Source organism: Citrobacter sp. RHB36-C18 (genome assembly GCF_013814485.1).
Lineage (GTDB): Bacteria > Pseudomonadota > Gammaproteobacteria > Enterobacterales > Enterobacteriaceae > Citrobacter > Citrobacter braakii.
On the sequence record NZ_CP057125.1, the window covers coordinates 394,749 to 421,091 of the forward strand.

General features: G+C 50.4%; 45 protein-coding genes. 39 read left to right on the forward strand and 6 right to left on the reverse strand.

The features are described from left to right. Positions 1 to 63 precede the first annotated feature (63 nt). The 33 genes from HVZ52_RS01840 to arfA all read left to right on the forward strand — a co-directional run bounded on the left by HVZ52_RS01840 (position 64) and on the right by arfA (position 17,003). Complete coding sequence (locus HVZ52_RS01840; protein ID WP_181598802.1) at positions 64 to 1,578, forward strand: peptidoglycan-binding protein; 1,515 nt, start codon at positions 64 to 66, stop codon at positions 1,576 to 1,578. Then, entirely contained in the window at positions 1,578 to 1,961 is a 384-nt protein-coding gene (locus tag HVZ52_RS01845; protein ID WP_181598803.1) for a hypothetical protein, read from the forward strand. The genes HVZ52_RS01840 and HVZ52_RS01845 overlap by 1 nt, the downstream gene beginning before the upstream one ends. Positions 1,962 to 2,167: 206 nt before the next feature. After that, positions 2,168 to 2,479, forward strand: coding sequence for a 30S ribosomal protein S10 (rpsJ, locus tag HVZ52_RS01850; RefSeq protein WP_001181005.1), 312 nt, complete (start codon positions 2,168 to 2,170; stop codon positions 2,477 to 2,479). 32 nt (positions 2,480 to 2,511) lie between these two features. Next, complete coding sequence (gene rplC, locus HVZ52_RS01855; protein WP_003031117.1) at positions 2,512 to 3,141, forward strand: 50S ribosomal protein L3; 630 nt, start codon at positions 2,512 to 2,514, stop codon at positions 3,139 to 3,141. A 10-nt stretch (positions 3,142 to 3,151) separates the two neighbouring features. Next, positions 3,152 to 3,757, forward strand: a complete 606-nt coding sequence (rplD, locus tag HVZ52_RS01860) for a 50S ribosomal protein L4 (RefSeq protein ID WP_003031119.1) — start codon at positions 3,152 to 3,154, stop codon at positions 3,755 to 3,757. After that, the gene (rplW, locus tag HVZ52_RS01865) at positions 3,754 to 4,056 is read left to right on the forward strand and encodes a 50S ribosomal protein L23 (RefSeq protein WP_000617546.1); all 303 of its coding nucleotides are present in this window, start codon (positions 3,754 to 3,756) and stop codon (positions 4,054 to 4,056) included. Before rplD ends, rplW begins: the two co-directional genes overlap by 4 nt. A 17-nt stretch (positions 4,057 to 4,073) precedes the next feature. Further along, positions 4,074 to 4,895, forward strand: a complete 822-nt coding sequence (gene rplB, locus HVZ52_RS01870) for a 50S ribosomal protein L2 (protein ID WP_016154746.1) — start codon at positions 4,074 to 4,076, stop codon at positions 4,893 to 4,895. Between the two features lie 16 nt (positions 4,896 to 4,911). Then, positions 4,912 to 5,190, forward strand: a complete 279-nt coding sequence (rpsS, locus tag HVZ52_RS01875) for a 30S ribosomal protein S19 (RefSeq protein WP_001138115.1) — start codon at positions 4,912 to 4,914, stop codon at positions 5,188 to 5,190. A 14-nt stretch (positions 5,191 to 5,204) separates the two neighbouring features. Next, positions 5,205 to 5,537: a 50S ribosomal protein L22 gene (gene rplV / locus HVZ52_RS01880; RefSeq protein WP_000448832.1), complete on the forward strand. Its 333-nt coding sequence runs from the start codon at positions 5,205 to 5,207 to the stop codon at positions 5,535 to 5,537. A 17-nt stretch (positions 5,538 to 5,554) separates the two neighbouring features. Next, positions 5,555 to 6,256, forward strand: a complete 702-nt coding sequence (rpsC, locus tag HVZ52_RS01885) for a 30S ribosomal protein S3 (RefSeq protein ID WP_000529945.1) — start codon at positions 5,555 to 5,557, stop codon at positions 6,254 to 6,256. Positions 6,257 to 6,268: 12 nt separating this feature from the next. Next, the gene (rplP, locus tag HVZ52_RS01890) at positions 6,269 to 6,679 is read left to right on the forward strand and encodes a 50S ribosomal protein L16 (protein WP_000941212.1); all 411 of its coding nucleotides are present in this window, start codon (positions 6,269 to 6,271) and stop codon (positions 6,677 to 6,679) included. Further along, on the forward strand, positions 6,679 to 6,870 hold the full coding sequence (gene rpmC / locus HVZ52_RS01895) for a 50S ribosomal protein L29 (protein ID WP_000644742.1): 192 nt from the start codon (positions 6,679 to 6,681) through the stop codon (positions 6,868 to 6,870). Before rplP ends, rpmC begins: the two co-directional genes overlap by 1 nt. Then, entirely contained in the window at positions 6,870 to 7,124 is a 255-nt protein-coding gene (rpsQ, locus tag HVZ52_RS01900; RefSeq protein ID WP_003031120.1) for a 30S ribosomal protein S17, read from the forward strand. The genes rpmC and rpsQ overlap by 1 nt, the downstream gene beginning before the upstream one ends. Before the next feature lie 163 nt (positions 7,125 to 7,287). Next, a complete protein-coding gene (gene rplN, locus HVZ52_RS01905) occupies positions 7,288 to 7,659 on the forward strand; it encodes a 50S ribosomal protein L14 (protein ID WP_000613954.1) in 372 nt (123 codons plus the stop codon). A gap of 10 nt (positions 7,660 to 7,669) precedes the next feature. Further along, complete coding sequence (gene rplX, locus HVZ52_RS01910; RefSeq protein WP_003031122.1) at positions 7,670 to 7,984, forward strand: 50S ribosomal protein L24; 315 nt, start codon at positions 7,670 to 7,672, stop codon at positions 7,982 to 7,984. A 14-nt stretch (positions 7,985 to 7,998) separates the two neighbouring features. After that, a complete protein-coding gene (rplE, locus tag HVZ52_RS01915) occupies positions 7,999 to 8,538 on the forward strand; it encodes a 50S ribosomal protein L5 (RefSeq protein WP_003031123.1) in 540 nt (179 codons plus the stop codon). A gap of 14 nt (positions 8,539 to 8,552) precedes the next feature. After that, positions 8,553 to 8,858 (forward strand): 30S ribosomal protein S14, encoded by a 306-nt coding sequence (gene rpsN, locus HVZ52_RS01920; RefSeq protein ID WP_003031125.1) that lies wholly within the window; start codon positions 8,553 to 8,555, stop codon positions 8,856 to 8,858. 30 nt (positions 8,859 to 8,888) lie between these two features. Next, a complete protein-coding gene (gene rpsH, locus HVZ52_RS01925) occupies positions 8,889 to 9,281 on the forward strand; it encodes a 30S ribosomal protein S8 (RefSeq protein ID WP_003031127.1) in 393 nt (130 codons plus the stop codon). Between the two features lie 12 nt (positions 9,282 to 9,293). After that, a complete protein-coding gene (rplF, locus tag HVZ52_RS01930) occupies positions 9,294 to 9,827 on the forward strand; it encodes a 50S ribosomal protein L6 (protein WP_003031129.1) in 534 nt (177 codons plus the stop codon). A gap of 9 nt (positions 9,828 to 9,836) precedes the next feature. After that, the gene (gene rplR, locus HVZ52_RS01935; RefSeq protein WP_000358960.1) at positions 9,837 to 10,190 is read left to right on the forward strand and encodes a 50S ribosomal protein L18; all 354 of its coding nucleotides are present in this window, start codon (positions 9,837 to 9,839) and stop codon (positions 10,188 to 10,190) included. 14 nt (positions 10,191 to 10,204) lie between these two features. After that, positions 10,205 to 10,708, forward strand: coding sequence for a 30S ribosomal protein S5 (gene rpsE / locus HVZ52_RS01940; protein WP_003031131.1), 504 nt, complete (start codon positions 10,205 to 10,207; stop codon positions 10,706 to 10,708). Between the two features lie 3 nt (positions 10,709 to 10,711). Continuing rightward, the gene (gene rpmD / locus HVZ52_RS01945; RefSeq protein ID WP_001140434.1) at positions 10,712 to 10,891 is read left to right on the forward strand and encodes a 50S ribosomal protein L30; all 180 of its coding nucleotides are present in this window, start codon (positions 10,712 to 10,714) and stop codon (positions 10,889 to 10,891) included. Between the two features lie 3 nt (positions 10,892 to 10,894). Next, positions 10,895 to 11,329: a 50S ribosomal protein L15 gene (gene rplO / locus HVZ52_RS01950; protein ID WP_003031132.1), complete on the forward strand. Its 435-nt coding sequence runs from the start codon at positions 10,895 to 10,897 to the stop codon at positions 11,327 to 11,329. 7 nt (positions 11,330 to 11,336) lie between these two features. Continuing rightward, positions 11,337 to 12,668, forward strand: coding sequence for a preprotein translocase subunit SecY (gene secY / locus HVZ52_RS01955; protein ID WP_001118864.1), 1,332 nt, complete (start codon positions 11,337 to 11,339; stop codon positions 12,666 to 12,668). Between the two features lie 30 nt (positions 12,669 to 12,698). Next, positions 12,699 to 12,815: a 50S ribosomal protein L36 gene (gene rpmJ, locus HVZ52_RS01960; RefSeq protein ID WP_000868187.1), complete on the forward strand. Its 117-nt coding sequence runs from the start codon at positions 12,699 to 12,701 to the stop codon at positions 12,813 to 12,815. Positions 12,816 to 12,961: 146 nt separating this feature from the next. Then, positions 12,962 to 13,318, forward strand: a complete 357-nt coding sequence (gene rpsM, locus HVZ52_RS01965; protein ID WP_003031135.1) for a 30S ribosomal protein S13 — start codon at positions 12,962 to 12,964, stop codon at positions 13,316 to 13,318. A gap of 16 nt (positions 13,319 to 13,334) precedes the next feature. After that, positions 13,335 to 13,724 (forward strand): 30S ribosomal protein S11, encoded by a 390-nt coding sequence (rpsK, locus tag HVZ52_RS01970; RefSeq protein ID WP_003031137.1) that lies wholly within the window; start codon positions 13,335 to 13,337, stop codon positions 13,722 to 13,724. Positions 13,725 to 13,757: 33 nt separating this feature from the next. Continuing rightward, entirely contained in the window at positions 13,758 to 14,378 is a 621-nt protein-coding gene (gene rpsD / locus HVZ52_RS01975; RefSeq protein ID WP_003031138.1) for a 30S ribosomal protein S4, read from the forward strand. A 25-nt stretch (positions 14,379 to 14,403) separates the two neighbouring features. Continuing rightward, entirely contained in the window at positions 14,404 to 15,393 is a 990-nt protein-coding gene (gene rpoA, locus HVZ52_RS01980) for a DNA-directed RNA polymerase subunit alpha (RefSeq protein WP_003031139.1), read from the forward strand. Between the two features lie 40 nt (positions 15,394 to 15,433). Then, on the forward strand, positions 15,434 to 15,817 hold the full coding sequence (rplQ, locus tag HVZ52_RS01985) for a 50S ribosomal protein L17 (RefSeq protein WP_001216370.1): 384 nt from the start codon (positions 15,434 to 15,436) through the stop codon (positions 15,815 to 15,817). A 106-nt stretch (positions 15,818 to 15,923) separates the two neighbouring features. Then, positions 15,924 to 16,292: a DUF1992 domain-containing protein gene (locus tag HVZ52_RS01990; RefSeq protein WP_181598804.1), complete on the forward strand. Its 369-nt coding sequence runs from the start codon at positions 15,924 to 15,926 to the stop codon at positions 16,290 to 16,292. Between the two features lie 10 nt (positions 16,293 to 16,302). Continuing rightward, positions 16,303 to 16,728 (forward strand): Zn(2+)-responsive transcriptional regulator, encoded by a 426-nt coding sequence (gene zntR, locus HVZ52_RS01995; protein WP_016154744.1) that lies wholly within the window; start codon positions 16,303 to 16,305, stop codon positions 16,726 to 16,728. Positions 16,729 to 16,784: 56 nt separating this feature from the next. Beyond that, positions 16,785 to 17,003 carry an alternative ribosome-rescue factor ArfA gene (gene arfA / locus HVZ52_RS02000; protein WP_016157605.1) on the forward strand — a complete coding sequence of 73 codons (219 nt, stop codon included), beginning with the start codon at positions 16,785 to 16,787 and terminating at the stop codon, positions 17,001 to 17,003. Here the strand turns inward: arfA and mscL are convergent. The 5 genes from mscL to def form a co-directional block, all read right to left on the reverse strand. Continuing rightward, positions 17,000 to 17,413, reverse strand: coding sequence for a large-conductance mechanosensitive channel protein MscL (gene mscL, locus HVZ52_RS02005; RefSeq protein WP_047414930.1), 414 nt, complete (start codon positions 17,411 to 17,413; stop codon positions 17,000 to 17,002). The two genes, arfA and mscL, sit on opposite strands and share 4 nt — an antisense overlap. Before the next feature lie 141 nt (positions 17,414 to 17,554). Further along, entirely contained in the window at positions 17,555 to 18,931 is a 1,377-nt protein-coding gene (trkA, locus tag HVZ52_RS02010) for a Trk system potassium transporter TrkA (protein WP_003031153.1), read from the reverse strand. Between the two features lie 21 nt (positions 18,932 to 18,952). Next, on the reverse strand, positions 18,953 to 20,242 hold the full coding sequence (gene rsmB, locus HVZ52_RS02015; RefSeq protein ID WP_181598805.1) for a 16S rRNA (cytosine(967)-C(5))-methyltransferase RsmB: 1,290 nt from the start codon (positions 20,240 to 20,242) through the stop codon (positions 18,953 to 18,955). 51 nt (positions 20,243 to 20,293) lie between these two features. Then, positions 20,294 to 21,241 (reverse strand): methionyl-tRNA formyltransferase, encoded by a 948-nt coding sequence (gene fmt / locus HVZ52_RS02020; RefSeq protein ID WP_016154740.1) that lies wholly within the window; start codon positions 21,239 to 21,241, stop codon positions 20,294 to 20,296. 14 nt (positions 21,242 to 21,255) lie between these two features. Continuing rightward, the gene (def, locus tag HVZ52_RS02025) at positions 21,256 to 21,765 is read right to left on the reverse strand and encodes a peptide deformylase (protein WP_003031159.1); all 510 of its coding nucleotides are present in this window, start codon (positions 21,763 to 21,765) and stop codon (positions 21,256 to 21,258) included. A gap of 129 nt (positions 21,766 to 21,894) precedes the next feature. On the opposite strand from def, the gene dprA reads away from it, so the two are divergent. Genes dprA through HVZ52_RS02055 form a run of 6 tightly spaced genes read left to right on the forward strand, consistent with a single transcriptional unit; the run spans position 21,895 to position 25,687 of the window. Then, the gene (dprA, locus tag HVZ52_RS02030) at positions 21,895 to 23,019 is read left to right on the forward strand and encodes a DNA-protecting protein DprA (protein ID WP_181598806.1); all 1,125 of its coding nucleotides are present in this window, start codon (positions 21,895 to 21,897) and stop codon (positions 23,017 to 23,019) included. Then, a complete protein-coding gene (gene smg / locus HVZ52_RS02035) occupies positions 22,991 to 23,464 on the forward strand; it encodes a DUF494 family protein Smg (RefSeq protein ID WP_003031162.1) in 474 nt (157 codons plus the stop codon). Before dprA ends, smg begins: the two co-directional genes overlap by 29 nt. Before the next feature lie 26 nt (positions 23,465 to 23,490). Continuing rightward, positions 23,491 to 24,033 carry a type I DNA topoisomerase gene (locus HVZ52_RS02040; RefSeq protein ID WP_181598807.1) on the forward strand — a complete coding sequence of 181 codons (543 nt, stop codon included), beginning with the start codon at positions 23,491 to 23,493 and terminating at the stop codon, positions 24,031 to 24,033. Between the two features lie 4 nt (positions 24,034 to 24,037). After that, positions 24,038 to 24,610: an L-threonylcarbamoyladenylate synthase type 1 TsaC gene (gene tsaC / locus HVZ52_RS02045; protein ID WP_019078184.1), complete on the forward strand. Its 573-nt coding sequence runs from the start codon at positions 24,038 to 24,040 to the stop codon at positions 24,608 to 24,610. 1 nt (position 24,611) lies between these two features. Continuing rightward, positions 24,612 to 25,433 (forward strand): shikimate dehydrogenase, encoded by an 822-nt coding sequence (aroE, locus tag HVZ52_RS02050; protein WP_181598808.1) that lies wholly within the window; start codon positions 24,612 to 24,614, stop codon positions 25,431 to 25,433. Further along, the gene (locus HVZ52_RS02055) at positions 25,430 to 25,687 is read left to right on the forward strand and encodes a DUF1488 domain-containing protein (protein ID WP_181598809.1); all 258 of its coding nucleotides are present in this window, start codon (positions 25,430 to 25,432) and stop codon (positions 25,685 to 25,687) included. The genes aroE and HVZ52_RS02055 overlap by 4 nt, the downstream gene beginning before the upstream one ends. On the opposite strand, the gene HVZ52_RS02060 is transcribed toward HVZ52_RS02055, so the two are convergent. Then, positions 25,663 to 26,217: a gamma carbonic anhydrase family protein gene (locus HVZ52_RS02060; RefSeq protein ID WP_019078186.1), complete on the reverse strand. Its 555-nt coding sequence runs from the start codon at positions 26,215 to 26,217 to the stop codon at positions 25,663 to 25,665. The two genes, HVZ52_RS02055 and HVZ52_RS02060, sit on opposite strands and share 25 nt — an antisense overlap. Positions 26,218 to 26,343: the final 126 nt, after the last annotated feature.

Here is a 26,343-nt window from a genome sequence, read left to right on the forward strand (position 1 = left end):
ATTGATAATATTTACCTGACATATAATGAGTTAAATGCACGCATCAATTACTGGAACTTATCGATGACTGAACGCGAATTACCGTATGCAATTTACTCTTTTTCGCAACATACCCTTATCAAGAATATCTTTATTCATGAGCTGGGCGCTGGCGATGTGGGCGTATTATGCGGCAAACCGGGGTGTGGTAAATCGACGCTTATTTATCAGTTAGGTAAGGATTTTCCCGGCAGGGTAGTGGTGTTTACCGCCACCGGTTTATCTGGTTTCTGTCAATTGACACACACGGCGTGTACGCACGGAAAACTCCAGCCAGACTGGCGAGATGTGAGAATTAGCCGTTTCTGGTCAACGCTGATGCCTGCCCTTAGTCCGGCAGCGCAACCAATAATAATTGTCATTGATAATGCTGACGCACTCGCCAGACATCTTCCGGCATTTGTCGATAATTTCCGTCATCTGGCGGCTTCATTTGACGCTGGCGCCAGCTTGCTACTGGTGGGGGGCGAAGCGCTCAGGCGTAACCGACGACTTAAACGGCGTATTACGCTGTCGGCGATCATCGCTGCGCCGACGGACGATGAATATCTTGATTTTATGCATCAACAGCAACTGCGTGAGGCGGATGGCGAGCCTGTGCGCATGCGTCATGAATTTGTGCGCAAAGCGGTTCGGGCAGTGCAGGGAAACCTGGCGTTGCTGAGGCGCATCGCCCGGGCGGCGAGAAAAATGGCAACGGACAGGCAAGCGGATGTGTTAACCGCTCAACAGGAAAAATTGTTGCTGGAAACATTTACTCTCCGCTCTTGCGTATTGCGCAAGGGAATACTGCCCGGACTTTACGCTGCGCTGGCTTTGACGTTCGGCTGGCTGGCGGTCGATGTTTTTCCCCTTCAACTTCCTCTGCCCGCCGGGTTAACGGTGGCGATGACGCAAAAAAAGGAAAACCTGCCGGATATTGGCGACGCACGGGGAGGATTACGCGATGCCATGCAGCAATTATTCAGCGTCTGGGGATTCGACACAGCGCATGACGAGGCATGGTGTGACCAGGCCGATCGCGCTGAGTTGGTGTGCGAAAGCGGCAAGGAACGTTTAGATAACCTCATCAGGCGCGGGTTGCCGTGGATCGCGCATTTGAATATCGATAAACAACCGGTCTACGGTGTTGTGATGCGTGTATCAGGAAACGAGCTGGATCTTATCATTGATAATAAAACCTGGATCGTCAGTCAGGAGTGGCTGGCGAAGCACTGGCAGGGAAATTATACCCTGATGCTCTATTTAACGCCTGACAGGAAAATGCAGATCGGTGAAAAGAGTCCGGCGGAAACCATCATCTGGTTTGATACGATGCTGAGCCGCGCGCTGGGCGTTCCCGGCGATAAATCAGGCTCATGGACGCCATGGTTAATCGAAAAGGTCAAAGCATTCCAGCAGCGGGAGAATTTGCCTGTGGATGGTAAGCCGGGAAAAGAGACGCTGATAAGGCTGCGTCAGAGTCTTGGAGACGCGCCGGTATTAATCAATGAGGCGGCACCTGTGCTCACACATGTGTCATCTAAGGAGCGTATGTGATGATGCACATCTATCAACCCATTGATGTGAAAACAGTGTTGAGTTGCCGCTGGCGGCAGGCGCTGCATTCCTGTTGCTGGCTGTTGTGGGTCAGCCTGATGCTAATGTGCGGCTACTACGGACATTATGTCTGGTTGGTGCGCCATCCGACAGCCACCACGCAGGGAGTGCCCGATTCTCAGGCGTATCGACTCTCGGATGTGCATTACATTTTTAAGCGGAAACCTCTGCCGATACGCATCGATTTACCCACCCAGAACGAAGAGGGTGACAGTATGCTGGAAGAGATACCCTATGATGAAGCGTCCGGGCAGGAAGTGCCGGATGGCGAAGTATTGCGCTCACGTGTGCAACAAGCGCTGAGAGAAATCGATGGCAAATAGCCATAATCACTTGCATCCGTACCGGCTATACGTATAATACGCCAGCCTGTCAAATCTGACGGGTAGTTCGATATGAACTGTGGCGGTTTACCGTCAACAACGCTCCCAATCAGGGGGCTACGTAAGAACGGTTACACTCTCCCATCAATCGTAATGGGTTTGAGGAGTAACTATTTCGTCTATAAAATAATTGGAGCTCTGGTCTCATGCAGAACCAAAGAATCCGTATCCGTTTGAAAGCGTTTGATCATCGTCTGATCGATCAATCAACCGCGGAAATCGTCGAGACTGCCAAGCGCACTGGTGCGCAGGTTCGTGGTCCGATCCCGCTGCCGACCCGCAAAGAGCGTTTCACCGTTCTGATCTCCCCGCACGTCAACAAAGACGCGCGTGATCAGTACGAGATCCGTACTCACAAGCGTCTGGTTGACATCGTTGAGCCAACTGAAAAAACCGTTGATGCTCTGATGCGTCTGGACCTGGCTGCCGGTGTAGACGTGCAGATCAGCCTGGGTTAATCAGGTCATCGAGCGATTGAGAGGTTGATACAATGATTGGTTTAGTCGGTAAAAAAGTGGGTATGACCCGCATCTTCACTGAAGATGGCGTATCTATCCCAGTAACCGTTATCGAAGTTGAAGCAAACCGCGTTACTCAGGTTAAAGATCTGGCTAACGATGGCTATCGCGCTGTTCAGGTTACCACCGGTGCTAAAAAAGCTAACCGCGTAACTAAGCCGGAAGCTGGCCACTTTGCTAAAGCTGGCGTAGAAGCTGGCCGCGGCCTGTGGGAGTTCCGTCTGGCAGATGGTGAAGAATACACCGTTGGTCAGAACATTAGCGTTGAACTGTTTGCTGACGTTAAAAAAGTTGACGTAACCGGTACCTCTAAAGGTAAAGGTTTCGCTGGTACCGTTAAGCGCTGGAACTTCCGTACCCAGGACGCTACTCACGGTAACTCCTTGTCCCACCGCGTTCCGGGTTCTATCGGTCAGAACCAGACTCCGGGCAAAGTGTTCAAAGGCAAGAAAATGGCAGGTCAGCTGGGCAACGAACGTGTAACCGTTCAGAGCCTGGACGTAGTACGTGTTGACGCTGAGCGCAACCTGCTGCTGGTTAAAGGTGGTGTTCCGGGTGCGACCGGTTGCGACCTGATCGTTAAACCAGCTGTGAAGGCGTAAGGGGATAGCAATGGAATTAGTATTGAAAGACGCGCAGAGCGCGCTGACTGTTTCCGAAACTACCTTCGGTCGTGATTTCAACGAAGCGCTGGTTCACCAGGTTGTTGTTGCTTATGCAGCTGGTGCTCGTCAGGGTACTCGTGCTCAGAAGACTCGTGCTGAAGTAACTGGTTCAGGCAAAAAGCCGTGGCGCCAGAAAGGTACCGGCCGTGCGCGTTCAGGTTCTATCAAGAGCCCGATCTGGCGTTCAGGTGGCGTGACCTTCGCTGCTCGTCCACAGGACCACAGTCAAAAAGTTAACAAAAAGATGTACCGCGGCGCGCTGAAAAGCATTCTGTCCGAACTGGTACGTCAGGATCGTCTGATCGTTGTCGAATCATTCTCTGTAGAAGCGCCTAAAACTAAGCTGCTGGCACAGAAACTGAAAGACATGGCTCTGGAAGATGTGCTGATCATCACCGGTGAGCTGGACGAAAACCTGTTCCTGGCTGCGCGCAACCTGCATAAGGTTGACGTACGCGATGCAACTGGTATCGACCCGGTTAGCCTGATCGCCTTCGACAAAGTCGTAATGACTGCTGATGCTGTTAAGCAAGTTGAGGAGATGCTGGCATGATTCGTGAAGAACGTCTGCTGAAAGTGCTGCGCGCACCGCACGTTTCTGAAAAAGCGTCTACTGCGATGGAAAAAACTAACACCATCGTTCTCAAAGTTGCTAAAGACGCGACCAAAGCAGAAATCAAAGCTGCTGTGCAGAAACTGTTTGAAGTCGAAGTCGAAGTCGTTAACACCCTGGTAGTTAAAGGGAAAGTTAAACGTCACGGACAGCGTATCGGTCGTCGTAGCGACTGGAAAAAAGCTTACGTCACCCTGAAGGAAGGCCAGAATCTGGACTTCGTCGGCGGCGCTGAGTAAGTCGGAGGAGTAATACAATGGCAGTTGTTAAATGTAAACCGACATCTCCGGGTCGTCGCCACGTTGTTAAAGTGGTCAACCCAGAGCTGCACAAGGGCAAACCTTTTGCTCCGCTGGTTGAAAAAAACAGCAAATCCGGTGGTCGTAACAACAATGGCCGCATCACCACTCGTCACATCGGTGGTGGTCACAAGCAGGCTTATCGTATTGTTGACTTCAAACGTAACAAAGACGGTATCCCGGCAGTTGTTGAACGTCTTGAGTACGATCCGAACCGCTCCGCGAACATCGCGCTGGTTCTGTACAAAGACGGTGAACGCCGTTACATCCTGGCCCCTAAAGGCCTGAAAGCTGGCGACCAGGTTCAATCTGGCGTTGATGCTGCAATCAAAGCAGGTAACACCCTGCCGATGCGCAATATCCCGGTTGGTTCTACCGTTCATAACGTAGAAATGAAACCAGGTAAAGGCGGTCAACTGGCACGTTCCGCTGGTACTTACGTTCAGATCGTTGCTCGTGATGGTGCTTATGTCACCCTGCGTCTGCGTTCTGGTGAAATGCGTAAAGTCGAAGCAGACTGCCGTGCAACTCTGGGCGAAGTTGGCAATGCTGAGCATATGCTGCGCGTTCTGGGTAAAGCAGGTGCTGCACGCTGGCGTGGTGTTCGTCCTACCGTTCGCGGTACTGCGATGAACCCAGTCGACCACCCACATGGTGGTGGTGAAGGTCGTAACTTTGGTAAGCACCCGGTAACTCCGTGGGGCGTTCAGACCAAAGGTAAGAAGACCCGCAGCAACAAGCGTACTGATAAATTCATCGTACGTCGCCGTAGCAAATAATTTTAGAGGATAAGCCATGCCACGTTCTCTCAAGAAAGGTCCTTTTATTGACCTGCACTTGCTGAAGAAGGTAGAGAAAGCGGTGGAAAGCGGAGACAAGAAGCCCCTGCGCACTTGGTCCCGTCGTTCAACGATCTTTCCTAACATGATCGGTTTGACCATCGCTGTCCATAATGGTCGTCAGCACGTTCCGGTATTTGTTTCCGACGAAATGGTCGGTCACAAACTGGGTGAATTCGCACCGACTCGTACTTATCGCGGCCATGCTGCTGATAAAAAAGCGAAGAAGAAATAAGGTAGGAGGAAGAGATGGAAACTTTAGCTCAACATCGCCATGCTCGTTCTTCTGCTCAGAAGGTTCGCCTTGTTGCAGACCTGATTCGCGGTAAGAAAGTGTCGCAGGCTCTGGATATTCTGACCTACACCAATAAGAAAGCGGCTGTACTGGTCAAGAAAGTCCTGGAATCTGCCATTGCTAACGCTGAACACAACGATGGCGCTGACATTGACGATCTGAAAGTTACGAAAATTTTCGTAGACGAAGGCCCGAGCATGAAGCGCATTATGCCGCGTGCAAAAGGTCGTGCAGATCGCATCCTGAAGCGCACCAGCCACATTACTGTGGTTGTGTCCGATCGCTGAGACTCTGGAGACTAGCAATGGGTCAGAAAGTACATCCTAATGGTATTCGCCTGGGTATTGTAAAACCATGGAACTCAACCTGGTTTGCGAACACCAAAGAATTCGCTGACAACCTGGACAGCGATTTTAAAGTACGTCAGTACCTGACTAAGGAACTGGCTAAAGCGTCTGTATCTCGTATCGTTATCGAGCGTCCGGCTAAGAGCATCCGTGTGACCATTCACACCGCTCGCCCGGGTATCGTTATCGGTAAGAAAGGTGAAGACGTAGAAAAACTGCGCAAAGTCGTAGCGGATATTGCTGGCGTTCCTGCTCAGATCAATATCGCCGAAGTGCGTAAACCTGAACTGGATGCAAAATTGGTTGCTGACAGCATCACTTCTCAGCTGGAACGTCGTGTTATGTTCCGTCGTGCTATGAAGCGTGCTGTACAGAACGCAATGCGTCTGGGCGCTAAAGGTATTAAAGTTGAAGTTAGCGGCCGTCTGGGCGGCGCGGAAATCGCACGTACCGAATGGTACCGCGAAGGTCGCGTACCTCTGCACACTCTGCGTGCTGACATCGACTACAACACCTCTGAAGCGCACACCACTTACGGTGTAATCGGCGTTAAAGTGTGGATCTTCAAAGGCGAGATCCTGGGTGGTATGGCTGCTGTTGAACAACCGGAAAAACCGGCTGCGCAACCTAAAAAGCAGCAGCGTAAAGGCCGTAAATAAGGAGCGTCGCTGATGTTACAACCAAAGCGTACAAAATTCCGTAAAATGCACAAAGGCCGTAACCGCGGTCTGGCGCAGGGTACGGATGTTAGCTTCGGCAGCTTCGGTCTGAAAGCTGTTGGCCGTGGTCGTCTGACTGCCCGTCAGATCGAAGCAGCACGTCGTGCTATGACCCGTGCAGTTAAGCGTCAAGGTAAGATCTGGATCCGTGTATTCCCGGACAAACCGATCACTGAAAAGCCGCTGGCAGTGCGTATGGGTAAAGGTAAAGGTAACGTGGAGTATTGGGTTGCCTTGATTCAGCCGGGTAAAGTCCTGTATGAAATGGACGGCGTACCGGAAGAGCTGGCCCGTGAAGCATTCAAGCTGGCAGCAGCGAAACTGCCGATTAAAACCACCTTTGTAACTAAGACGGTGATGTAATGAAAGCAAAAGAGCTGCGTGAGAAGAGTGTTGAAGAGCTGAACACCGAGCTGCTGAATCTGCTGCGTGAGCAGTTCAACCTGCGTATGCAGGCTGCAAGTGGCCAGCTGCAACAGTCTCACCTGTTGAAGCAAGTGCGTCGTGATGTCGCACGCGTTAAGACTTTACTGACTGAGAAGGCGGGTGCGTAATGACCGATAAAATCCGTACTCTGCAAGGTCGCGTTGTTAGCGATAAAATGGAGAAATCCATCGTTGTTGCTATCGAACGTTTTGTGAAACACCCGATCTACGGTAAATTCATTAAGCGTACGACCAAACTGCACGTACATGACGAGAACAACGAATGCGGTACTGGTGACGTGGTTGAAATCCGCGAATGCCGTCCGCTGTCCAAGACTAAGTCCTGGACGCTGGTTCGCGTTGTAGAGAAAGCCGTTCTGTAATACAGTAGGCATTCTCAACGAATAAACGGCTCAGCGATGAGCCGTTTATTTTTTCTACCCATATCGTTGAAGCGGTGTTATAATGCCGCGCCCCCGATATGGGGCTTTTTTAACGACCTGATTTTCGGGTCTCAGTAGTAGTTGACATTAGCGGAGCACTAAAATGATCCAAGAACAGACTATGCTGAACGTCGCCGACAACTCCGGTGCACGTCGCGTAATGTGTATCAAGGTTCTGGGTGGCTCGCACCGTCGCTACGCAGGCGTCGGCGATATCATCAAGATCACCATCAAGGAAGCAATTCCGCGTGGTAAGGTCAAAAAAGGTGATGTGCTGAAGGCGGTAGTGGTGCGCACCAAGAAGGGTGTTCGTCGCCCGGACGGTTCTGTCATTCGCTTCGATGGTAATGCATGCGTTATTTTAAACAATAACAGCGAGCAACCTATCGGTACGCGTATTTTTGGGCCGGTAACTCGTGAACTTCGTAACGAGAAGTTCATGAAAATTATCTCTCTGGCACCAGAAGTACTCTAAGGAGCGAATCATGGCAGCGAAGATCCGTCGTGATGACGAAGTTATCGTGTTAACCGGTAAAGATAAAGGTAAACGCGGTAAAGTTAAGAATGTCCTGTCTTCCGGCAAGGTCATTGTTGAAGGTATCAACCTGGTTAAGAAACATCAGAAGCCGGTTCCGGCCCTGAACCAACCAGGCGGCATTGTAGAGAAAGAAGCAGCTATTCAGATCTCTAACCTTGCTATCTTCAACGCGGCAACCGGCAAGGCTGACCGTGTAGGCTTTAGATTCGAAGACGGCAAAAAAGTCCGTTTCTTTAAATCTAACAGCGAAACTATCAAGTAATTTGGAGTAGTACGATGGCGAAACTGCATGATTACTACAAAGACGAAGTAGTCGCTAAACTCATGACTGAGTTTAACTACAATTCTGTCATGCAAGTCCCTCGGGTCGAGAAGATCACCCTGAACATGGGTGTTGGTGAAGCGATCGCTGACAAGAAACTGCTGGATAACGCAGCAGCTGACCTGACAGCAATCTCCGGTCAAAAACCGCTGATCACCAAAGCACGCAAATCAGTTGCAGGCTTCAAAATCCGTCAGGGCTATCCGATCGGCTGTAAAGTAACTCTGCGTGGCGAACGCATGTGGGAGTTCTTTGAGCGCCTGATCACTATTGCTGTTCCACGTATCCGTGACTTCCGTGGCTTGTCCGCTAAGTCTTTCGACGGTCGTGGTAACTACAGCATGGGTGTCCGTGAGCAGATCATCTTCCCAGAAATCGACTACGATAAAGTCGACCGCGTGCGTGGTTTGGATATTACCATTACCACTACTGCGAAATCTGATGAAGAAGGCCGTGCTCTGCTGGCTGCCTTTGACTTCCCGTTCCGCAAGTAAGGTAGGGTTACTGAATGGCTAAGCAATCAATGAAAGCACGCGAAGTAAAGCGCGTAGCTTTAGCTGATAAGTACTTCGCAAAACGCGCTGAACTGAAAGCTATTATCTCTGATGTGAACGCGACCGACGAAGATCGTTGGAACGCAGTTCTCAAGCTGCAGTCTCTGCCGCGTGATTCCAGCCCGTCCCGTCAGCGTAACCGCTGCCGTCAAACAGGTCGTCCGCATGGCTATGTGGGCAAGTTCGGGTTGAGCCGTATCAAACTGCGTGAAGCCGCTATGCGCGGTGAAGTACCAGGCTTGAAAAAGGCTAGCTGGTAATTACCAATTGAATCACGGGAGTAAAGACAGATGAGCATGCAAGATCCGATCGCGGATATGCTGACCCGTATCCGTAACGGTCAGGCCGCGAATAAAGCTGCGGTCACCATGCCTTCCTCCAAGCTGAAAGTGGCAATTGCCAACGTGCTGAAGGAAGAAGGTTTTATTGAAGATTTTAAAGTTGAAGGCGACACCAAGCCGGAACTGGAACTTACTCTTAAGTATTTCCAGGGTAAAGCTGTTGTAGAAAGCATTCAGCGTGTCAGTCGCCCAGGTCTGCGCATTTATAAGCGTAAAGACGAGCTGCCGAAAGTTATGGCTGGCATGGGTATCGCAGTTGTTTCTACCTCTAAAGGTGTTATGACTGATCGTGCAGCGCGCCAAGCTGGTCTTGGTGGCGAAATTATCTGCTACGTAGCCTAATCGGAGGAAAAAATGTCTCGTGTTGCTAAAGCACCGGTCGTTATTCCTGCCGGCGTTGATGTAAAAATCAACGGTCAGGTTATTACGATCAAAGGTAAAAACGGCGAGCTGACTCGTACTCTCAACGATGCTGTTGCAGTAAATCATGCAGATAATGCACTGACCTTCGGTCCGCGTGATGGTTACGCAGATGGATGGGCTCAGGCTGGTACCGCGCGTGCCCTGCTGAATGCAATGGTTGTCGGTGTTACCGAAGGCTTCACTAAGAAGCTACAGCTGGTTGGTGTAGGTTATCGTGCAGCGGTTAAAGGGAATGTAGTAAACCTGGCTTTAGGTTTCTCTCACCCTGTTGACCATCAGCTGCCTGCGGGTATTACTGCAGAATGTCCGTCTCAGACTGAAATCGTGCTGAAAGGCGCTGATAAACAGCTGATCGGTCAGGTTGCAGCAGATCTGCGCGCCTACCGTCGTCCTGAGCCTTATAAAGGCAAGGGTGTTCGTTACGCCGACGAAGTCGTGCGTACCAAAGAGGCTAAGAAGAAGTAAGGTAACACTATGGATAAGAAATCTGCTCGTATCCGTCGTGCGACCCGCGCACGCCGCAAGCTCCAGGAGCTGGGCGCAACTCGCCTGGTGGTACATCGTACCCCGCGTCATATTTACGCACAGGTAATTGCACCGAACGGTTCTGAAGTTCTGGTAGCTGCTTCTACTGTAGAAAAAGCTATCGCTGAACAATTGAAGTACACCGGTAACAAAGACGCTGCTGCAGCTGTAGGTAAAGCTGTTGCTGAACGCGCTCTGGAAAAAGGCATCAAAGATGTTTCTTTTGACCGTTCCGGGTTCCAATATCATGGTCGTGTCCAGGCACTGGCAGATGCTGCCCGTGAAGCTGGCCTTCAGTTCTAAGGTAGAGGTGTAAGATGGCTCACATCGAAAAACAAGCTGGCGAACTGCAGGAAAAGCTGATCGCGGTTAACCGCGTATCTAAAACCGTTAAAGGTGGTCGTATTTTCTCCTTCACAGCTCTGACTGTAGTTGGTGATGGTAACGGTCGCGTTGGTTTTGGTTACGGTAAAGCGCGTGAAGTTCCAGCAGCGATCCAGAAAGCGATGGAAAAAGCCCGTCGCAATATGATTAACGTCGCGCTGAACCACGGCACCCTGCAGCACCCGGTTAAGGGTACTCACACGGGTTCTCGTGTATTCATGCAGCCGGCTTCCGAAGGTACCGGTATCATCGCCGGTGGTGCAATGCGCGCCGTTCTGGAAGTCGCTGGAGTTCGTAACGTTCTGGCTAAAGCGTATGGTTCTACTAACCCGATTAACGTGGTTCGTGCAACTATCGATGGCCTGGAAAATATGAAATCTCCGGAAATGGTCGCTGCCAAGCGTGGTAAATCCGTTGAAGAAATTCTGGGGAAATAAACCATGGCAAAGACTATTAAAATTACTCAAACCCGCAGTGCAATCGGTCGTCTGCCGAAACATAAGGCAACGCTGCTTGGCCTGGGTCTGCGTCGTATTGGTCACACCGTAGAGCGCGAGGATACTCCTGCTGTTCGTGGTATGGTCAACGCGGTTTCCTTCATGGTTAAAGTTGAGGAGTAAGAGATGCGTTTAAATACTCTGTCTCCGGCCGAAGGCTCTAAAAAAGCGGCTCGCCGCCTGGGTCGTGGTATCGGTTCTGGCCTCGGTAAAACCGGTGGTCGTGGTCACAAAGGTCAGAAGTCTCGTTCTGGCGGTGGCGTACGTCGCGGTTTCGAGGGTGGTCAGATGCCTCTGTACCGTCGTCTGCCGAAATTCGGCTTCACTTCACGTAAAGCAGCGATTACAGCCGAAGTTCGTCTGTCTGACCTGGCTAAAGTTGAAGGCGGTGTTGTAGACCTGAACACGCTGAAAGCAGCTAACATTATCGGTATCCAGATCGAGTTCGCGAAAGTGATTCTGGCTGGTGAAGTCACTACTCCGGTAACTGTTCGTGGCCTGCGTGTTACTAAAGGCGCTCGTGCTGCTATCGAAGCTGCTGGCGGTAAAATCGAGGAATAAGTAGCAGATGGCTAAACAACCGGGATTAGATTTTCAAAGTGCCAAAGGTGGCTTAGGCGAGCTGAAACGCAGACTGCTGTTTGTAATCGGCGCGCTGATTGTGTTCCGTATTGGCTCTTTCATTCCGATCCCTGGTATTGATGCCGCTGTACTTGCCAAACTGCTTGAGCAACAGCGAGGCACCATCATTGAAATGTTTAACATGTTCTCTGGTGGTGCTCTCAGCCGTGCTTCTATCTTTGCTCTGGGGATCATGCCGTATATTTCGGCGTCGATTATTATCCAGCTGCTGACGGTGGTTCATCCAACGCTGGCAGAAATTAAGAAAGAAGGGGAGTCTGGTCGTCGTAAGATCAGCCAGTACACCCGCTACGGTACTCTGGTGCTGGCAATATTCCAGTCGATCGGTATTGCTACCGGTCTGCCGAATATGCCTGGTATGCAGGGCCTGGTAATGAATCCAGGCTTTGCATTCTATTTCACCGCTGTTGTAAGTCTGGTTACAGGGACGATGTTCCTGATGTGGTTGGGCGAACAGATTACTGAACGTGGTATCGGCAACGGTATCTCAATCATTATCTTCGCCGGTATTGTCGCGGGACTCCCGCCAGCCATTGCCCATACTATCGAGCAAGCGCGTCAAGGCGACCTGCACTTCCTCGTGTTGCTGTTGGTTGCAGTATTAGTATTTGCAGTGACGTTCTTTGTTGTATTTGTTGAGCGTGGTCAACGCCGCATTGTGGTAAACTACGCGAAACGTCAGCAAGGTCGTCGTGTCTATGCTGCACAGAGCACACATTTACCGCTGAAAGTGAATATGGCGGGGGTAATCCCGGCAATCTTCGCTTCCAGTATTATTCTGTTCCCAGCGACCATCGCGTCATGGTTCGGGGGCGGGACTGGTTGGAACTGGCTGACAACAATTTCGCTGTATTTGCAGCCTGGGCAACCGCTTTATGTGTTACTCTATGCGTCTGCAATCATATTCTTCTGTTTCTTCTACACGGCGTTGGTTTTCAACCCGCGTGAAACAGCAGATAACCTGAAGAAGTCCGGTGCATTTGTACCAGGAATTCGTCCGGGAGAGCAAACGGCGAAGTATATCGATAAAGTAATGACCCGCCTGACTCTGGTTGGTGCGCTCTACATTACCTTTATCTGCCTGATCCCGGAGTTCATGCGTGATGCAATGAAAGTACCGTTCTACTTCGGTGGGACCTCACTGCTTATCGTTGTTGTCGTGATTATGGACTTTATGGCTCAAGTGCAAACTCTGATGATGTCAAGTCAGTACGAGTCTGCATTGAAGAAGGCGAATCTGAAAGGCTACGGCCGTTAACAGTCGCCCGAGAAGTTACGGAGAGTAAAAATGAAAGTTCGTGCTTCCGTCAAGAAATTATGCCGTAACTGCAAAATCGTTAAGCGTGATGGTGTCATCCGTGTGATTTGCAGTGCCGAGCCGAAGCATAAACAGCGCCAAGGCTGATTTATTCGCATATTTTTCTTGCAAAGTTGGGTTGAGCTGGCTAGATTAGCCAGCCAATCTTTTGTATGTCTGTGCGTTTCCATTTGAGTATCCTGAAAACGGGCTTTTCAGCATGGTGCGTACATATTAAATAGTAGGAGTGCATAGTGGCCCGTATAGCAGGCATTAACATTCCTGATCAGAAACATGCTGTGATCGCATTAACTTCGATCTACGGCGTCGGCAAGACCCGTTCTAAAGCCATTCTGGCTGCCGCGGGTATCGCTGAAGATGTTAAGATCAGTGAGCTGTCTGAAGAACAAATCGACACGCTGCGTGACGAAGTTGCCAAATTTGTCGTTGAAGGTGATCTGCGCCGTGAAGTTAGCATGAGCATCAAGCGCCTTATGGACCTTGGTTGCTATCGCGGTTTGCGTCATCGTCGTGGTCTCCCGGTTCGCGGTCAGCGTACCAAGACCAACGCACGTACCCGTAAGGGTCCGCGCAAACCGATCAAGAAATAATCGGGGTGATTGAATAATGGCAAAGGCACCAATTCGTGCACGTAAACGTGTAAGAAAACAAGTCTCTGACGGCGTGGCTCATATCCATGCTTCTTTTAACAACACCATCGTTACCATTACTGATCGTCAGGGTAACGCACTGGGTTGGGCAACAGCCGGTGGTTCCGGTTTCCGTGGTTCTCGCAAATCCACTCCGTTTGCAGCTCAGGTTGCAGCAGAGCGTTGCGCTGAAGCCGTAAAAGAATACGGTATCAAGAATCTGGAAGTTATGGTCAAAGGACCGGGTCCAGGTCGCGAATCTACTGTTCGTGCTCTGAACGCCGCTGGTTTCCGCATCACTAATATTACTGATGTGACTCCGATCCCTCATAACGGTTGTCGTCCGCCGAAAAAACGTCGCGTATAACGCTGTCGTTTCTAGGATTGTTGGAGAAAGAAAATGGCAAGATATTTGGGTCCTAAGCTCAAGCTGAGCCGTCGTGAGGGCACTGACTTATTCCTTAAGTCTGGCGTTCGCGCGATCGATACCAAGTGTAAAATTGAACAAGCTCCTGGCCAGCACGGTGCGCGTAAACCGCGTCTGTCTGACTATGGTGTGCAGTTGCGTGAAAAGCAAAAAGTTCGCCGTATCTACGGTGTGCTGGAGCGTCAGTTCCGTAACTACTACAAAGAAGCAGCACGTCTGAAAGGCAACACCGGTGAAAACCTGTTGGGTCTGCTGGAAGGTCGTCTGGACAACGTTGTATACCGTATGGGCTTCGGTGCCACTCGTGCAGAAGCACGTCAGCTGGTCAGCCATAAAGCAATTATGGTAAACGGTCGTGTTGTTAACATCGCTTCTTATCAGGTTAGTCCGAATGACGTTGTTAGCATTCGTGAGAAAGCGAAGAAGCAGTCTCGCGTGAAAGCCGCTCTGGAGCTGGCTGAGCAGCGTGAAAAGCCAACCTGGCTGGAAGTTGATGCTGGCAAGATGGAAGGTACGTTCAAGCGTAAGCCGGAGCGTTCTGATCTGTCTGCGGACATTAACGAACACCTGATCGTCGAGCTTTACTCCAAGTAAAGCTTAGTACCAAAGAGAGGACACAATGCAGGGTTCTGTGACAGAGTTTCTAAAACCGCGCCTGGTAGATATCGAGCAAGTGAGTTCGACGCACGCCAAGGTGACCCTTGAGCCTTTAGAGCGTGGCTTTGGCCATACTTTGGGTAACGCACTGCGCCGTATTCTGCTCTCATCGATGCCGGGTTGCGCGGTGACCGAGGTTGAGATTGATGGTGTACTACATGAGTACAGCACCAAAGAAGGCGTTCAGGAAGATATCCTGGAAATCCTGCTCAACCTGAAAGGGCTGGCGGTGAGAGTTCAGGGTAAAGATGACGTTATTCTTACCTTGAATAAATCTGGCATTGGCCCTGTGACTGCAGCCGACATTACCCATGATGGTGATGTCGAAATCGTCAAGCCACAGCACGTGATCTGCCACCTGACCGATGAGAATGCATCTATTAGCATGCGTATCAAAGTTCAGCGCGGTCGTGGTTATGTGCCGGCTTCTACCCGAATTCATTCGGAAGAAGATGAGCGCCCAATCGGCCGTCTGCTGGTCGACGCATGCTACAGCCCTGTAGAGCGTATTGCCTACAATGTTGAAGCAGCGCGTGTAGAACAGCGTACCGACCTGGACAAGCTGGTCATCGAAATGGAAACCAACGGCACAATCGATCCTGAAGAGGCGATTCGTCGTGCGGCAACCATTCTGGCTGAACAACTTGAAGCTTTCGTTGACTTACGTGATGTACGTCAGCCGGAAGTTAAAGAAGAGAAACCAGAATTCGATCCGATCCTGCTGCGCCCTGTTGACGATCTGGAATTGACTGTCCGCTCTGCTAACTGCCTCAAAGCAGAAGCTATCCACTATATCGGTGATCTGGTACAGCGTACTGAGGTTGAGCTTCTTAAGACGCCTAACCTTGGTAAAAAATCTCTTACTGAGATTAAAGACGTGCTGGCTTCCCGTGGACTGTCTCTGGGCATGCGCCTGGAAAACTGGCCACCGGCAAGCATCGCTGACGAGTAACCGGATCACAGGTTAAGGTTTTACTGAGAAGGATAAGGTCATGCGCCATCGTAAGAGTGGTCGTCAACTGAACCGCAACAGCAGCCATCGCCAGGCTATGTTCCGCAATATGGCAGGTTCACTGGTTCGTCATGAAATCATCAAGACGACTCTGCCGAAAGCGAAAGAGCTGCGTCGCGTAGTTGAGCCGCTGATTACTCTTGCCAAGACTGATAGCGTAGCTAATCGTCGTCTGGCATTCGCCCGCACTCGTGATAACGAGATCGTGGCAAAACTGTTTAACGAACTGGGCCCGCGTTTCGCGAGCCGCGCCGGTGGTTACACTCGCATTCTGAAGTGTGGCTTCCGTGCAGGCGACAACGCGCCGATGGCATACATCGAGCTGGTTGATCGTTCAGAGAAAACAGAAGCTGCTGCAGAGTAATCTGTAGTAACGTAAAAAAACCCGCCTCGGCGGGTTTTTTTATATCCGTCATATCCCCACTTACCTACAATATCTGTACTCTTTTTGTTCATCACTGGAGTGTTGTATGTGGTTACTGGACCAGTGGGCAGAGCGCCATATTACTGATGCGCAGTCTAAAGGTGAGTTTGATGGTTTGCCTGGTACAGGAGAACCGTTGGTTCTTGACGATGATTCCCACATTCCGCCGGAACTTCGAGCCGGATTCCGTTTATTAAAAAATGCGGGATGTCTTCCTCCTGAGCTTGAGCAGCGCAGAGAGGCAATACAACTGCTTGAAATACTTGCAGGGATCCGCAAATATGATCCCCATTATCAGGAAGTGAGTCGAAGACTGTCACTACTGGAACTGAAACTTCGGCAGGCTGGACTCAGCACCGAGTTTTTACACGGTGAATACGCAGATAAGCTGCTGCAGAAGATCAACGACGAATAGCGGAGATAGCATGTACCGTATTGGTGAATTAGCGAAACTGGCTGACGTGACGCCTGATACTATCCGCTACTATGAAAAGCAGCAGATGATGGAACATGAAATACGTACAGAAGGCGGGTTTCGTCTCTATACGGAAAGCGATCTTCAGCGTCTAAAGTTTATTCGCTATGCCCGTCAGCTTGGTTTCACTCTGGAATCGATCCGCGAACTGCTTTCGATCCGCATCGATCCCGAACACCATACCTGCCAGGAATCAAAAGGGATCGTCCAGGAAAGATTGCAGGAAGTGGAAGCGAGAATAGCTGAGCTTCAGGCGATGCAACGGTCGCTGCAGCGATTGAATGACGCGTGTTGTGGTAAGGCACACAGCAGCGTGTACTGCTCTATCCTTGAAGCACTTGAGCAAGGCGCCAGTGGATCACCATCAGGCTGTTGATTTATTGAACGGTCAGGTCTACACTCGCGGCGTAAATTACGACAACTGGAGGTATTATGAGTCGTTATCAGCACACTAAAGGGCAGATAAAAGATAACGCCATTGAGGCGCTTCTACATGACCCACTGTTCAGGCAGCGCGTTGAGAAAAATAAGAAAGGGAAAGGAAGTTATCTACGTAAAGGTAAACATGGTAATCGGGGTAACTGGGAGGCCAGTGGCAAGAAAGTCATTCACTTTTTTACCACTGGCCTTCTTGTTTCAGTGAGTGCTTAAGAGCGGTTATTCTGTTCTTTCAGCAGGTCACGAATTTCACTCAGCAATACTTCTTCTTTCGATGGCGCTGGCGGTGCTGCTGGCTCTTCCTCTTTTTTACGGTTCAGTTTGTTGATCAGCTTGATTGCCATAAAGATAGCAAACGCAACAATAACGAAATCAAAGATATTCTGAATAAATACACCGTAATGCATAACGACTGCAGGGATATCTCCCTGTGCATCACGTAGTGTTAAAGCAAACTGTTTAAAATCAATTCCACCAATTAACAACCCCAGCGGCGGCATGATGATATCGGCAACCAGTGATGAAACAATCTTCCCAAATGCCGCACCAATAATGACACCTACTGCCAAATCGACAACATTCCCGCGCATCGCGAATTCGCGAAATTCTTTAATAATGCTCATCTTATTCTCCCTATGCAGCTGACGTTTATAAGTTTAACAAATGTTTAGGCAATTTCCATTTATGTATTGCCTAAATAGAAATTTATTAAACCATGAAAAATAAAGGGAAATAATTTAGGCGCAGTTTCAGCGCCCAAATTATTACAGGAAGAACGGACTTGGCTGGAATAGTCGCTCGACGTCGGTAATAAACTTTTTATCTGTCAGGAACATAATTACGTGATCGCCCTGTTCAATACGCAGGTTATCATTGGCAATCATCACATCGTTACCACGCACAACGGCGCCAATAATGGTTCCTGGTGGAAGTTTAATTTCATCAATTGAGCGACCCACAACCCGTGACGTCGTTTCATCACCGTGTGCAACGGCTTCAATGGCTTCCGCGACGCCACGGCGCAGTGAAGATACACCAACAATATCCGCTTTACGCACATGACTGAGCAGCGCAGAGATGGTTGCCTGCTGCGGTGAAATCGCAATATCGATCACGCTGCCTTGCACCAGATCGACGTATGCTCTGCGTTGGATCAACACCATCACTTTCTTGGCGCCCATCCGTTTGGCAAGCATCGCCGACATGATATTCGCTTCATCATCGTTGGTTACCGCAATGAACAGATCAACCTGATCGATATGTTCTTCCGCCAGAAGCTCTTGATCCGAGGCATCACCAAAAAAGACGATCGTATTTTGCAGTTTCTCTGCAAGCTCGGATGCGCGCTGTTGATTACGTTCAATCAGTTTGACGCTGTAATCTTTTTCTAGTCGCCGTGCCAGCCCGGCGCCAATATTCCCACCGCCCACTAACATAATGCGTTTGTAAGGCTTTTCCAGACGCTGTAATTCGCTCATTACGGCGCGAATATGCTGCGAGGCCGCGATGAAGAAAACTTCATCGCCCGCTTCAACAATGGTAGAACCTTGCGGACGGATCGGTCGGTCATGACGGAAAATCGCCGCAACGCGGGTATCGATGTGCGGCATATGCTCACGCATTGTCGACAGCGCATTACCAATCAGCGGCCCACCGTAATAGGCTTTCACCACGGCCAGGCTGACTTTTCCTTCGGCAAAATTCACTACCTGCAATGCGCCCGGATATTCAATCAGGCGATAAATGCTATCGATAACCAGTTGCTCAGGCGCAATCAGGTGATCGATAGGCACCGCATCAGATTGAAATAGCTTGTCCGCATCACGAACGTAATCCGGTGAACGAATACGAGCGATACGATTAGGCGTGTTAAACAGTGAATAAGCTACCTGGCAGGCAACCATATTTGTTTCATCTGAGCTGGTTACGGCAACCAGCATATCGGCATCGTCGGCACCGGCTTCACGTAGAACGCGGGGATGCGAACCATGCCCTTGCACGACACGGAGATCAAACTTGTCCTGCAGGCTACGCAGGCGCTCACCATTGGTATCGACTACCGTGATATCGTTGTTCTCTCCGACCAGGTTTTCAGCCAGCGTACCGCCAACTTGCCCTGCGCCCAGAATGATAATTTTCATCAGTCGCGACCCGTTATCTCATCACTTTTTGATTAGCTTAGCGTAAAAGAAGCCATCACCATCTTCTGCACTCGGTAAATTCTGACGTCCAGGTTTTTCCGGCGTACCAGTGACGCTTAATACCGCATCTGGCGTGCGTGCAAGGAAGGCGGCAATTTGCTGTTGGTTTTCTTCTGGCAGGATAGAGCAGGTTGCATAAACCAGCGTGCCGCCAGGTTTAAGATGTGGCCAGGTTGCATTCAGGATTTCAGCCTGCAACTGGGCAAGTTCAGCAATATCCCGGTCGCGACGCAGCCATTTGATATCCGGATGGCGACGGATCACTCCGGTGGCAGAACACGGAGCGTCCAGCAAAATACGGTCAAACTGTTGTTCACCGCACCACTGCTGCGGATAGCGGCCATCACCCTGTTTTACGGTTGCCTTCATACCCAGACGTTTTAGATTGTCGAAAACGCGCGATAAGCGTTTTTCATCAACATCGACAGCCATTACGTTAGCGTGCGGAGCAACTTCCAGAATGTGAGTGGTTTTGCCCCCCGGCGCACAGCATAGGTCGAGGATCTGTTCACCGTCCTCCGGCAACAGATAGTTTATGCATCCTTGAGCGGAAGCATCCTGGACGGTTACCCAGCCTTCATCAAAACCTGGGAGGGCGTGCACAGGAGCTGGCGTTTCCAGACGCACTGCATCCGGGTAATCTGGATGCGGGAAACCGGTTAATCCCGCTTCGGTCAGCAGGTCCAGCCAGGCATCGCGCGTATGATGGTTACGATTGACACGTAACCACATCGGCGGTCGCTGGTTATTGGCTTCAAGAATGGCTTCCCACTGCTGCGGATAAGCGGTCTTAATACGATTCACCAGCCAGGAGGGGTGTAAGAAACGTAAATCGCTTTGAGAGAATTCAGCCAGTAGCTCTTCCTGGCGGCGCTGAAACTGGCGCAGCACGCCGTTGATCAGCCCTTTAAGCTGCGGACGCTTAATAACGACCGCGCCTTCTACGGTCTCTGCCAAAGCCGCATGCGGTGGAATACGAGTATGCAGCAGTTGGTAGAAGCCCACCATGATCAGATAGTGAACGGTGCGCTGTTTGCCCGTCATTGGACGTTCCATCAACTGCTGGATCATCCACTCCAGTTGGGAGAGTGTACGCAACACGCCGAAGCAAAGCTCCTGCAACAGTGCTTTGTCTTTATCGGCAACTTTTTGCTGCATGGCGGGCAGCACGTTGCTTAATGATTGTCCCTTTTCGACAACCTGTTCGACGGCCTGGGCCGCCATACTGCGTAAATTAAGATGTTTTTTCATAAGCGCAAAAATAAAAATGCCCGGAGATACCGGGCTTAAAGAGATGAACCGTCATACCAGACGGTTACCGGGTACAAACCATTCCCGGCGCGAATTAAGCAGATCCTGCGCGCTCATGGCTTTTTTACCGGCAGGTTGCAAAGAGACGAGATTCAGGATGCCGTCGCCCGTTGCGACCTGGATACCCTGTTTTGTCGCCTCAAGAATAGTGCCTGGTGCGGCCTGTGTGTTCGCTGTAATAACCGTAGCTTGCCAGACTTTCACTGGCTGGCCGTCGATTTCAAGCCAACTCATTGGCCACGGGTTAAAGGCGCGGATGCAGCGTTCCAACTGAGCGGCTGAAAGCGACCAGTCGATACGGGCCTCTTCTTTGCTGAGTTTTTCTGCATGCGTAACCAGTGATTCATCTTGTACAACGGGTTTTATGGTGCCAGTCGCCAGCTGTTTTAGCGTTTCAATCAGCCCCTGAGGTCCTAAATCTGCCAGCTTATCGTATAACGAACCGCTGGTATCTTCTGCAGTTATCGGGCAGGACAGCTTAAGCAGCATATCACCGGTGTCGAGGCCAACATCCATCTGCATGATGGTCACACCAGTTTCGGCGTCGCCTGCCCACAGTGAGCGCTGGATTGGGGCTGCGCCACGCCAGCGTGGAAGCAGGGAACCGTGAACGTTGATACAACCCAGACGCGGCATTTCCAGTACGGCTTTTGGCAGTATCAGGCCATATGCTACCACTACCATCACGTCTGCGCGTAAATCAGCAACCAGCTGCTGGTTTTCCTGAGGACGAAGAGAGACGGGTTGGAAAACCGGTATCCCTTTTTCTTCCGCCAGCACTTTTACCGGGCTGGGCATCAGCTTTTTACCGCGTCCCGCCGGACGGTCCGGTTGGGTAAACACGCCAACGACGTTATGTCCAGAAGACAACAGCGCGTCGAGATGACGCGCTGCAAAGTCAGGTGTACCCGCAAAAATAATACGTAGTGAGTCTGACACGTTGATTCTTGTCCTTAAGCTCGGGCGTTCAGGCGGTCGAGTTTTTCAACTTTCTGACGAATGCGTTGTTGCTTCAACGGAGACAGATAATCGATAAACAGTTTACCGACCAGGTGATCCATTTCATGTTGAATGCAGATAGCCAGCAGGCCATCGGCTTCCAGTTCAAAAGATTTGCCGTTGCGATCGAGCGCACGAATTTTTACTTTCTCTGCGCGCGGTACTAACGCACGCTGTTCGGGAATAGACAGGCAGCCTTCTTCAATACCTGTTTCGCCGTCTTTTTCCAGCAGCTCTGGGTTAATGAGTACCAACTGCTCGTCGCGATTTTCAGAGACATCAATAACAATGATGCGCTGATGAATATCGACCTGAGTTGCTGCCAGACCGATACCTTCTTCGGCGTACATCGTTTCGAACATATCATCAACGATACGCTGAATTTCTGCATTCACTTCTTCGACCGGTTTTGCGACTTTGCGAAGGCGCTCGTCCGGAATATGTAACACTTGCAAAACTGACATAGTTATCCAGAGTTGTGTTCAGGAGTTGAAAAGATTATTACCTCTATTCTAGACAAAACCCCCTCTGATTGACAGCATCAGTGACCAATCGCAAAGATTGCCAGGACTGCTTGTGGCAGGGGAACAGGGATGACCAAAATCGAGATTTGGCTACGTTTAGCACAAGTGAATGAACTGTATGGTGATGAGATGGTGCGCGTTGCCCACTGGCTCAATACTCAGCCGTGTATTAACAACGTGGTACTTCATCATGCTGGACTCTCTCCCCGCCAGGCCCGGCGCTTTTTAACCTTTCCAGATCAGACGCTGGAAAAAACGCTGCGCTGGCTTGAACAGCCCAACCATCATTTTGTGGTTGCCGACAGCGAGCATTATCCGGCACAGCTCCGTGCAATTGAGGATTATCCTGGGGTGCTTTTTGTGGCAGGAAATCCCATATGCCTTAGCTCGTTTCAGGTTGCCGTCGTCGGTAGCCGACAGCTCTCCTGGTATGGCGAACGCTGGGGGCGGCTGTTTTGTGAAAAGCTTGCAGTATGCGGTGTGACGATCACCAGCGGCCTGGCCCGGGGGATTGATGGTGTGGCGCACAATGCTGCGATAAACCGAGAAGGCACGAGTATTGCGGTGCTGGGAAATGGGCTTGAGACCATTCATCCACGACAGCATGTCAGTCTGGCTAAACGACTGATTGAGGCTGGAGGCGCACTGGTGTCTGAGTTCCCATTAGATACGCTTCCTTTGCCGCGCAATTTTCCCCGACGAAATCGCATTATTAGTGGTCTAAGTAAAGGAGTCCTGGTTGTAGAAGCTGCTCAGCGTAGCGGGTCACTGGTCACTGCGCGTTGTGCACTGGAACAAGGGCGGGAGGTTTTTGCGTTGCCTGGACCGATTGGGAGTCCGGGAAGTGAAGGTCCACATTGGCTTATTCAGCAGGGAGCCACGCTTGTGACGGCCCCAGAAGAAATTCTGGAAAATTTGCAATATGGGCTGCAATGGTTGCCAGATGAACCTGAAAAATCAATTTATTCGCCAGATCACGAAGAGGTGGCATTGCCATTTCCGGAGCTCCTGGCTAACGTAGGAGATGAGGTAACACCTGTTGACGTCGTCGCTGAACGTGCCGGCCAACCTGTGCCAGAGGTAGTGGCTCAACTGCTCGAACTGGAGTTAGCAGGATGGATCGCAGCTGTACCCGGCGGCTATGTCCGATTGAGGAGGGCATGCCATGTTCGACGTACTAATGTATTTGTTTGAGACATATATCCATAACGAAGCTGAGCTGCGTGTGGATCAGGACAAACTGGAACGGGATCTTACCGACGCTGGTTTTGATCGTGAAGACATCTACAACGCGTTACTTTGGCTGGAAAAGCTTGCTGATTATCAGGATGGTCTTGCCGAACCTATGCAACTGGCATCTGATCCTCTTTCTATACGTATTTATACCGCAGAAGAGTGCGATCGACTGGATGCAAGCTGTAGAGGGTTCCTGCTATTCCTGGAACAGATTCAGGTGCTAAACCTCGAAACACGAGAAATGGTCATTGAGCGCGTACTCGCGCTGGATACGGCAGAGTTCGATCTGGAAGACCTGAAGTGGGTGATCCTGATGGTGCTTTTCAATATTCCAGGTTGTGAAAATGCCTATCAGCAAATGGAAGAATTACTCTTTGAAGTGAATGAAGGTATGCTGCATTAATCAATCTTCATTCAGTATGAGTTGTTATGGCTAAATCAGCACTGTTTACGGTGCGTAAAAACGAGCCCTGCCCACAATGTGGGGCTGAACTGGTTATTCGTTCCGGGAAACACGGTCCGTTTCTCGGTTGTTCACACTATCCAGAATGCGATTACATCCGTCCGCTGAAATCTTCCGCGGACGGACATATTGTCAAAGTTCTGGAGGGTAAGCTTTGTCCTGCATGTGGCGCCGAGCTGGTGCTGAGACAGGGAAGATTCGGGATGTTTATTGGATGCAGCGATTATCCAATGTGTGAACACACCGAACTTATCGACAAGCCAGATGAAACAGCAATAGTCTGTCCTCAATGCCAGACTGGCCACTTGGTCCAGCGGCGTTCCCGTTATGGCAAAACGTTTTACTCCTGCGATCGCTATCCGGAGTGCCAGTTTGTCATTAACTTCAAACCGTTAGCCGGAGAGTGTCCTGAGTGCCATTATCCGCTACTCATCGAAAAGAAAACCGCGCAGGGTGTGAAGCATTTCTGTGCCAGTAAACAATGTGGAAAGCCGTTCTCGGCGGAATAAAAAAGTGAATAATAACCTGCCCACAGGCCCTATCGCTGCTGCGATAGCGGTTCTGAAACAAGAAAAAGTCATCGCCTATCCAACAGAAGCTGTATTTGGTGTCGGCTGCGATCCCGACAGCGAAACGGCTGTTACCCGTCTGTTGGCGCTAAAACAACGCCCAGTCGATAAAGGCTTAATTTTGATTGCGGCAAATTTTGACCAGCTCAAGCCCTATATTGACGATAGCACGCTTTCAGATGCTCAACGTGAGGCTGTGTTCGCTCGCTGGCCTGGTCCTGTCACCTTCGTTTTCCCTGCGCCCGCGACTACGCCTCGTTGGTTGACCGGTCGTTTTGACTCGCTGGCCGTGCGAGTCACCGATCATCCGCTGGTGGTTGCATTGTGCCAGGCTTATGGCAAACCGTTAGTCTCCACCAGTGCTAATTTGAGTGGCTTACCGCCTTGCAGAACGGTAGAGGAAGTCCGCGCGCAGTTTGGTACAGACTTTCCCGTAGTTGAGGGGGAGACCGGAGGGCGTTTGAATCCTTCGGAGATCCGTGATGCTCTGACCGGTGAACAGTTTCGACAGGGGTAATATGAAAGAAGCCTATGCTGTTTTTGGTAATCCGATAGCGCACAGTAAATCGCCCTTTATTCATCAGCAATTTGCAGAGCAGTTGAAAATTGATCATTCCTATGGACGTGTACTGGCACCTATCAATGATTTTGTGAATACGCTGAATGCCTTTTTTGCTGAAGGCGGGAAGGGGGCAAATGTCACTGTGCCTTTTAAGGAAGAGGCGTTTGCGCGTGCCGATGAATTAACGGAGCGGGCATCGCTTGCTGGAGCGGTCAATACTCTTAAACGACTTGAGGATGGGCGTTTACTGGGAGATAACACGGATGGTATCGGCTTATTAAGCGATCTTGAACGTTTATCTTTCATTCGCCCCGGATCGCGAGTTCTGTTGATTGGTGCCGGTGGCGCATCCCGGGGGGTTTTATTACCTCTTCTTTCTCTGGATTGTGCGGTAACCATCGTTAACCGTACTGCTTCGCGCGCAGAAGAACTGGCACAAATCTTCTCCCATACCGGCAGCGTGCAGGCGGTGGGAATGGACGATCTTGATAATTACAGTTTTGATTTAATTATTAATGCGACATCTAGCGGAATTAGCGGTGAGGTACCAGCCATTCCGACATCGCTTATTCACTCCTCTGTCTATTGCTATGACATGTTTTATCAGCAAGGGAATACACCGTTCCTTTCCTGGTGTGCTGAACATGGGGCGAAACAGTATGCCGATGGTCTGGGGATGCTGGTGGGACAAGCAGCGCACGCCATTTTACTCTGGCATGGTGTATTGCCACAGATTGAGCCCGTCATCAAAAGCATGCAACAGGAAATGTCGGCATGAATCAGGCGATCCAGTTTCCCGATCGAGAAGAATGGCTGACGGATATTAGCGCCGTTGTTTTCCCTGCGTTGGTCCATGGTATGCAGTTAACATGCGCTATATCAGGGGAGACGTTGGCGTCCCGCTTTGGCGGCTGCACGCCTGAACAATGGCTGGAAACCTTTCAACAGCATCGCTGGGACCTGGAAGAAGAGGCCGAAGCATTGATCCAGGACCAGCAGGAAAACTCTCAGGGTTGGGTTTGGTTACTCTGATTTAAATACTCATCTTTCCATTTAACGTAGTTGTTAGCAGAGTATTTTAAGCCTGCTTTCTCTTCGTCACTTAATGGCCGGATCTGTTTAACCGGGCTACCCAGGTACAGATATCCACTCTCCAGGCGTTTGTTTTGCGGCACCAGGCTTCCTGCCCCAATCATAACGTCGTCTTCTACCACTACGCCGTCCAGTAAAATTGATCCCATACCGACCAATACGCGGTTGCCAACGATGCAGCCGTGTAGCATGACTTTATGACCGACCGTCACATCCTCACCCACGATCAATGGATTACCTTGCGGATTAGATGTGGATTTATGTGTGACATGGAGAACGCTGCCGTCCTGAATGTTTGTACGGGCGCCGATTTGTACATAGTTGACGTCGCCACGAATCGCAACCAACGGCCAAATCCCGACGTCATCAGCCAAACGAGTATCACCAATGACGACGCTACTGGTGTCGATCATCACGCGTTTTCCGATCTGTGGGGAAAGATCCTTATAAGGACGTAATACATCAGACATGTTTACCTCAATGAAAATAGAGCAGTAATGAAGACTTTGGTTGGATTATTGAGACTGTGCAAGTGATTTAGCTATCAAAAATCAGCCAAATTGCGCAGGAATATAGCGAAAGGGGTGAAAAACAAG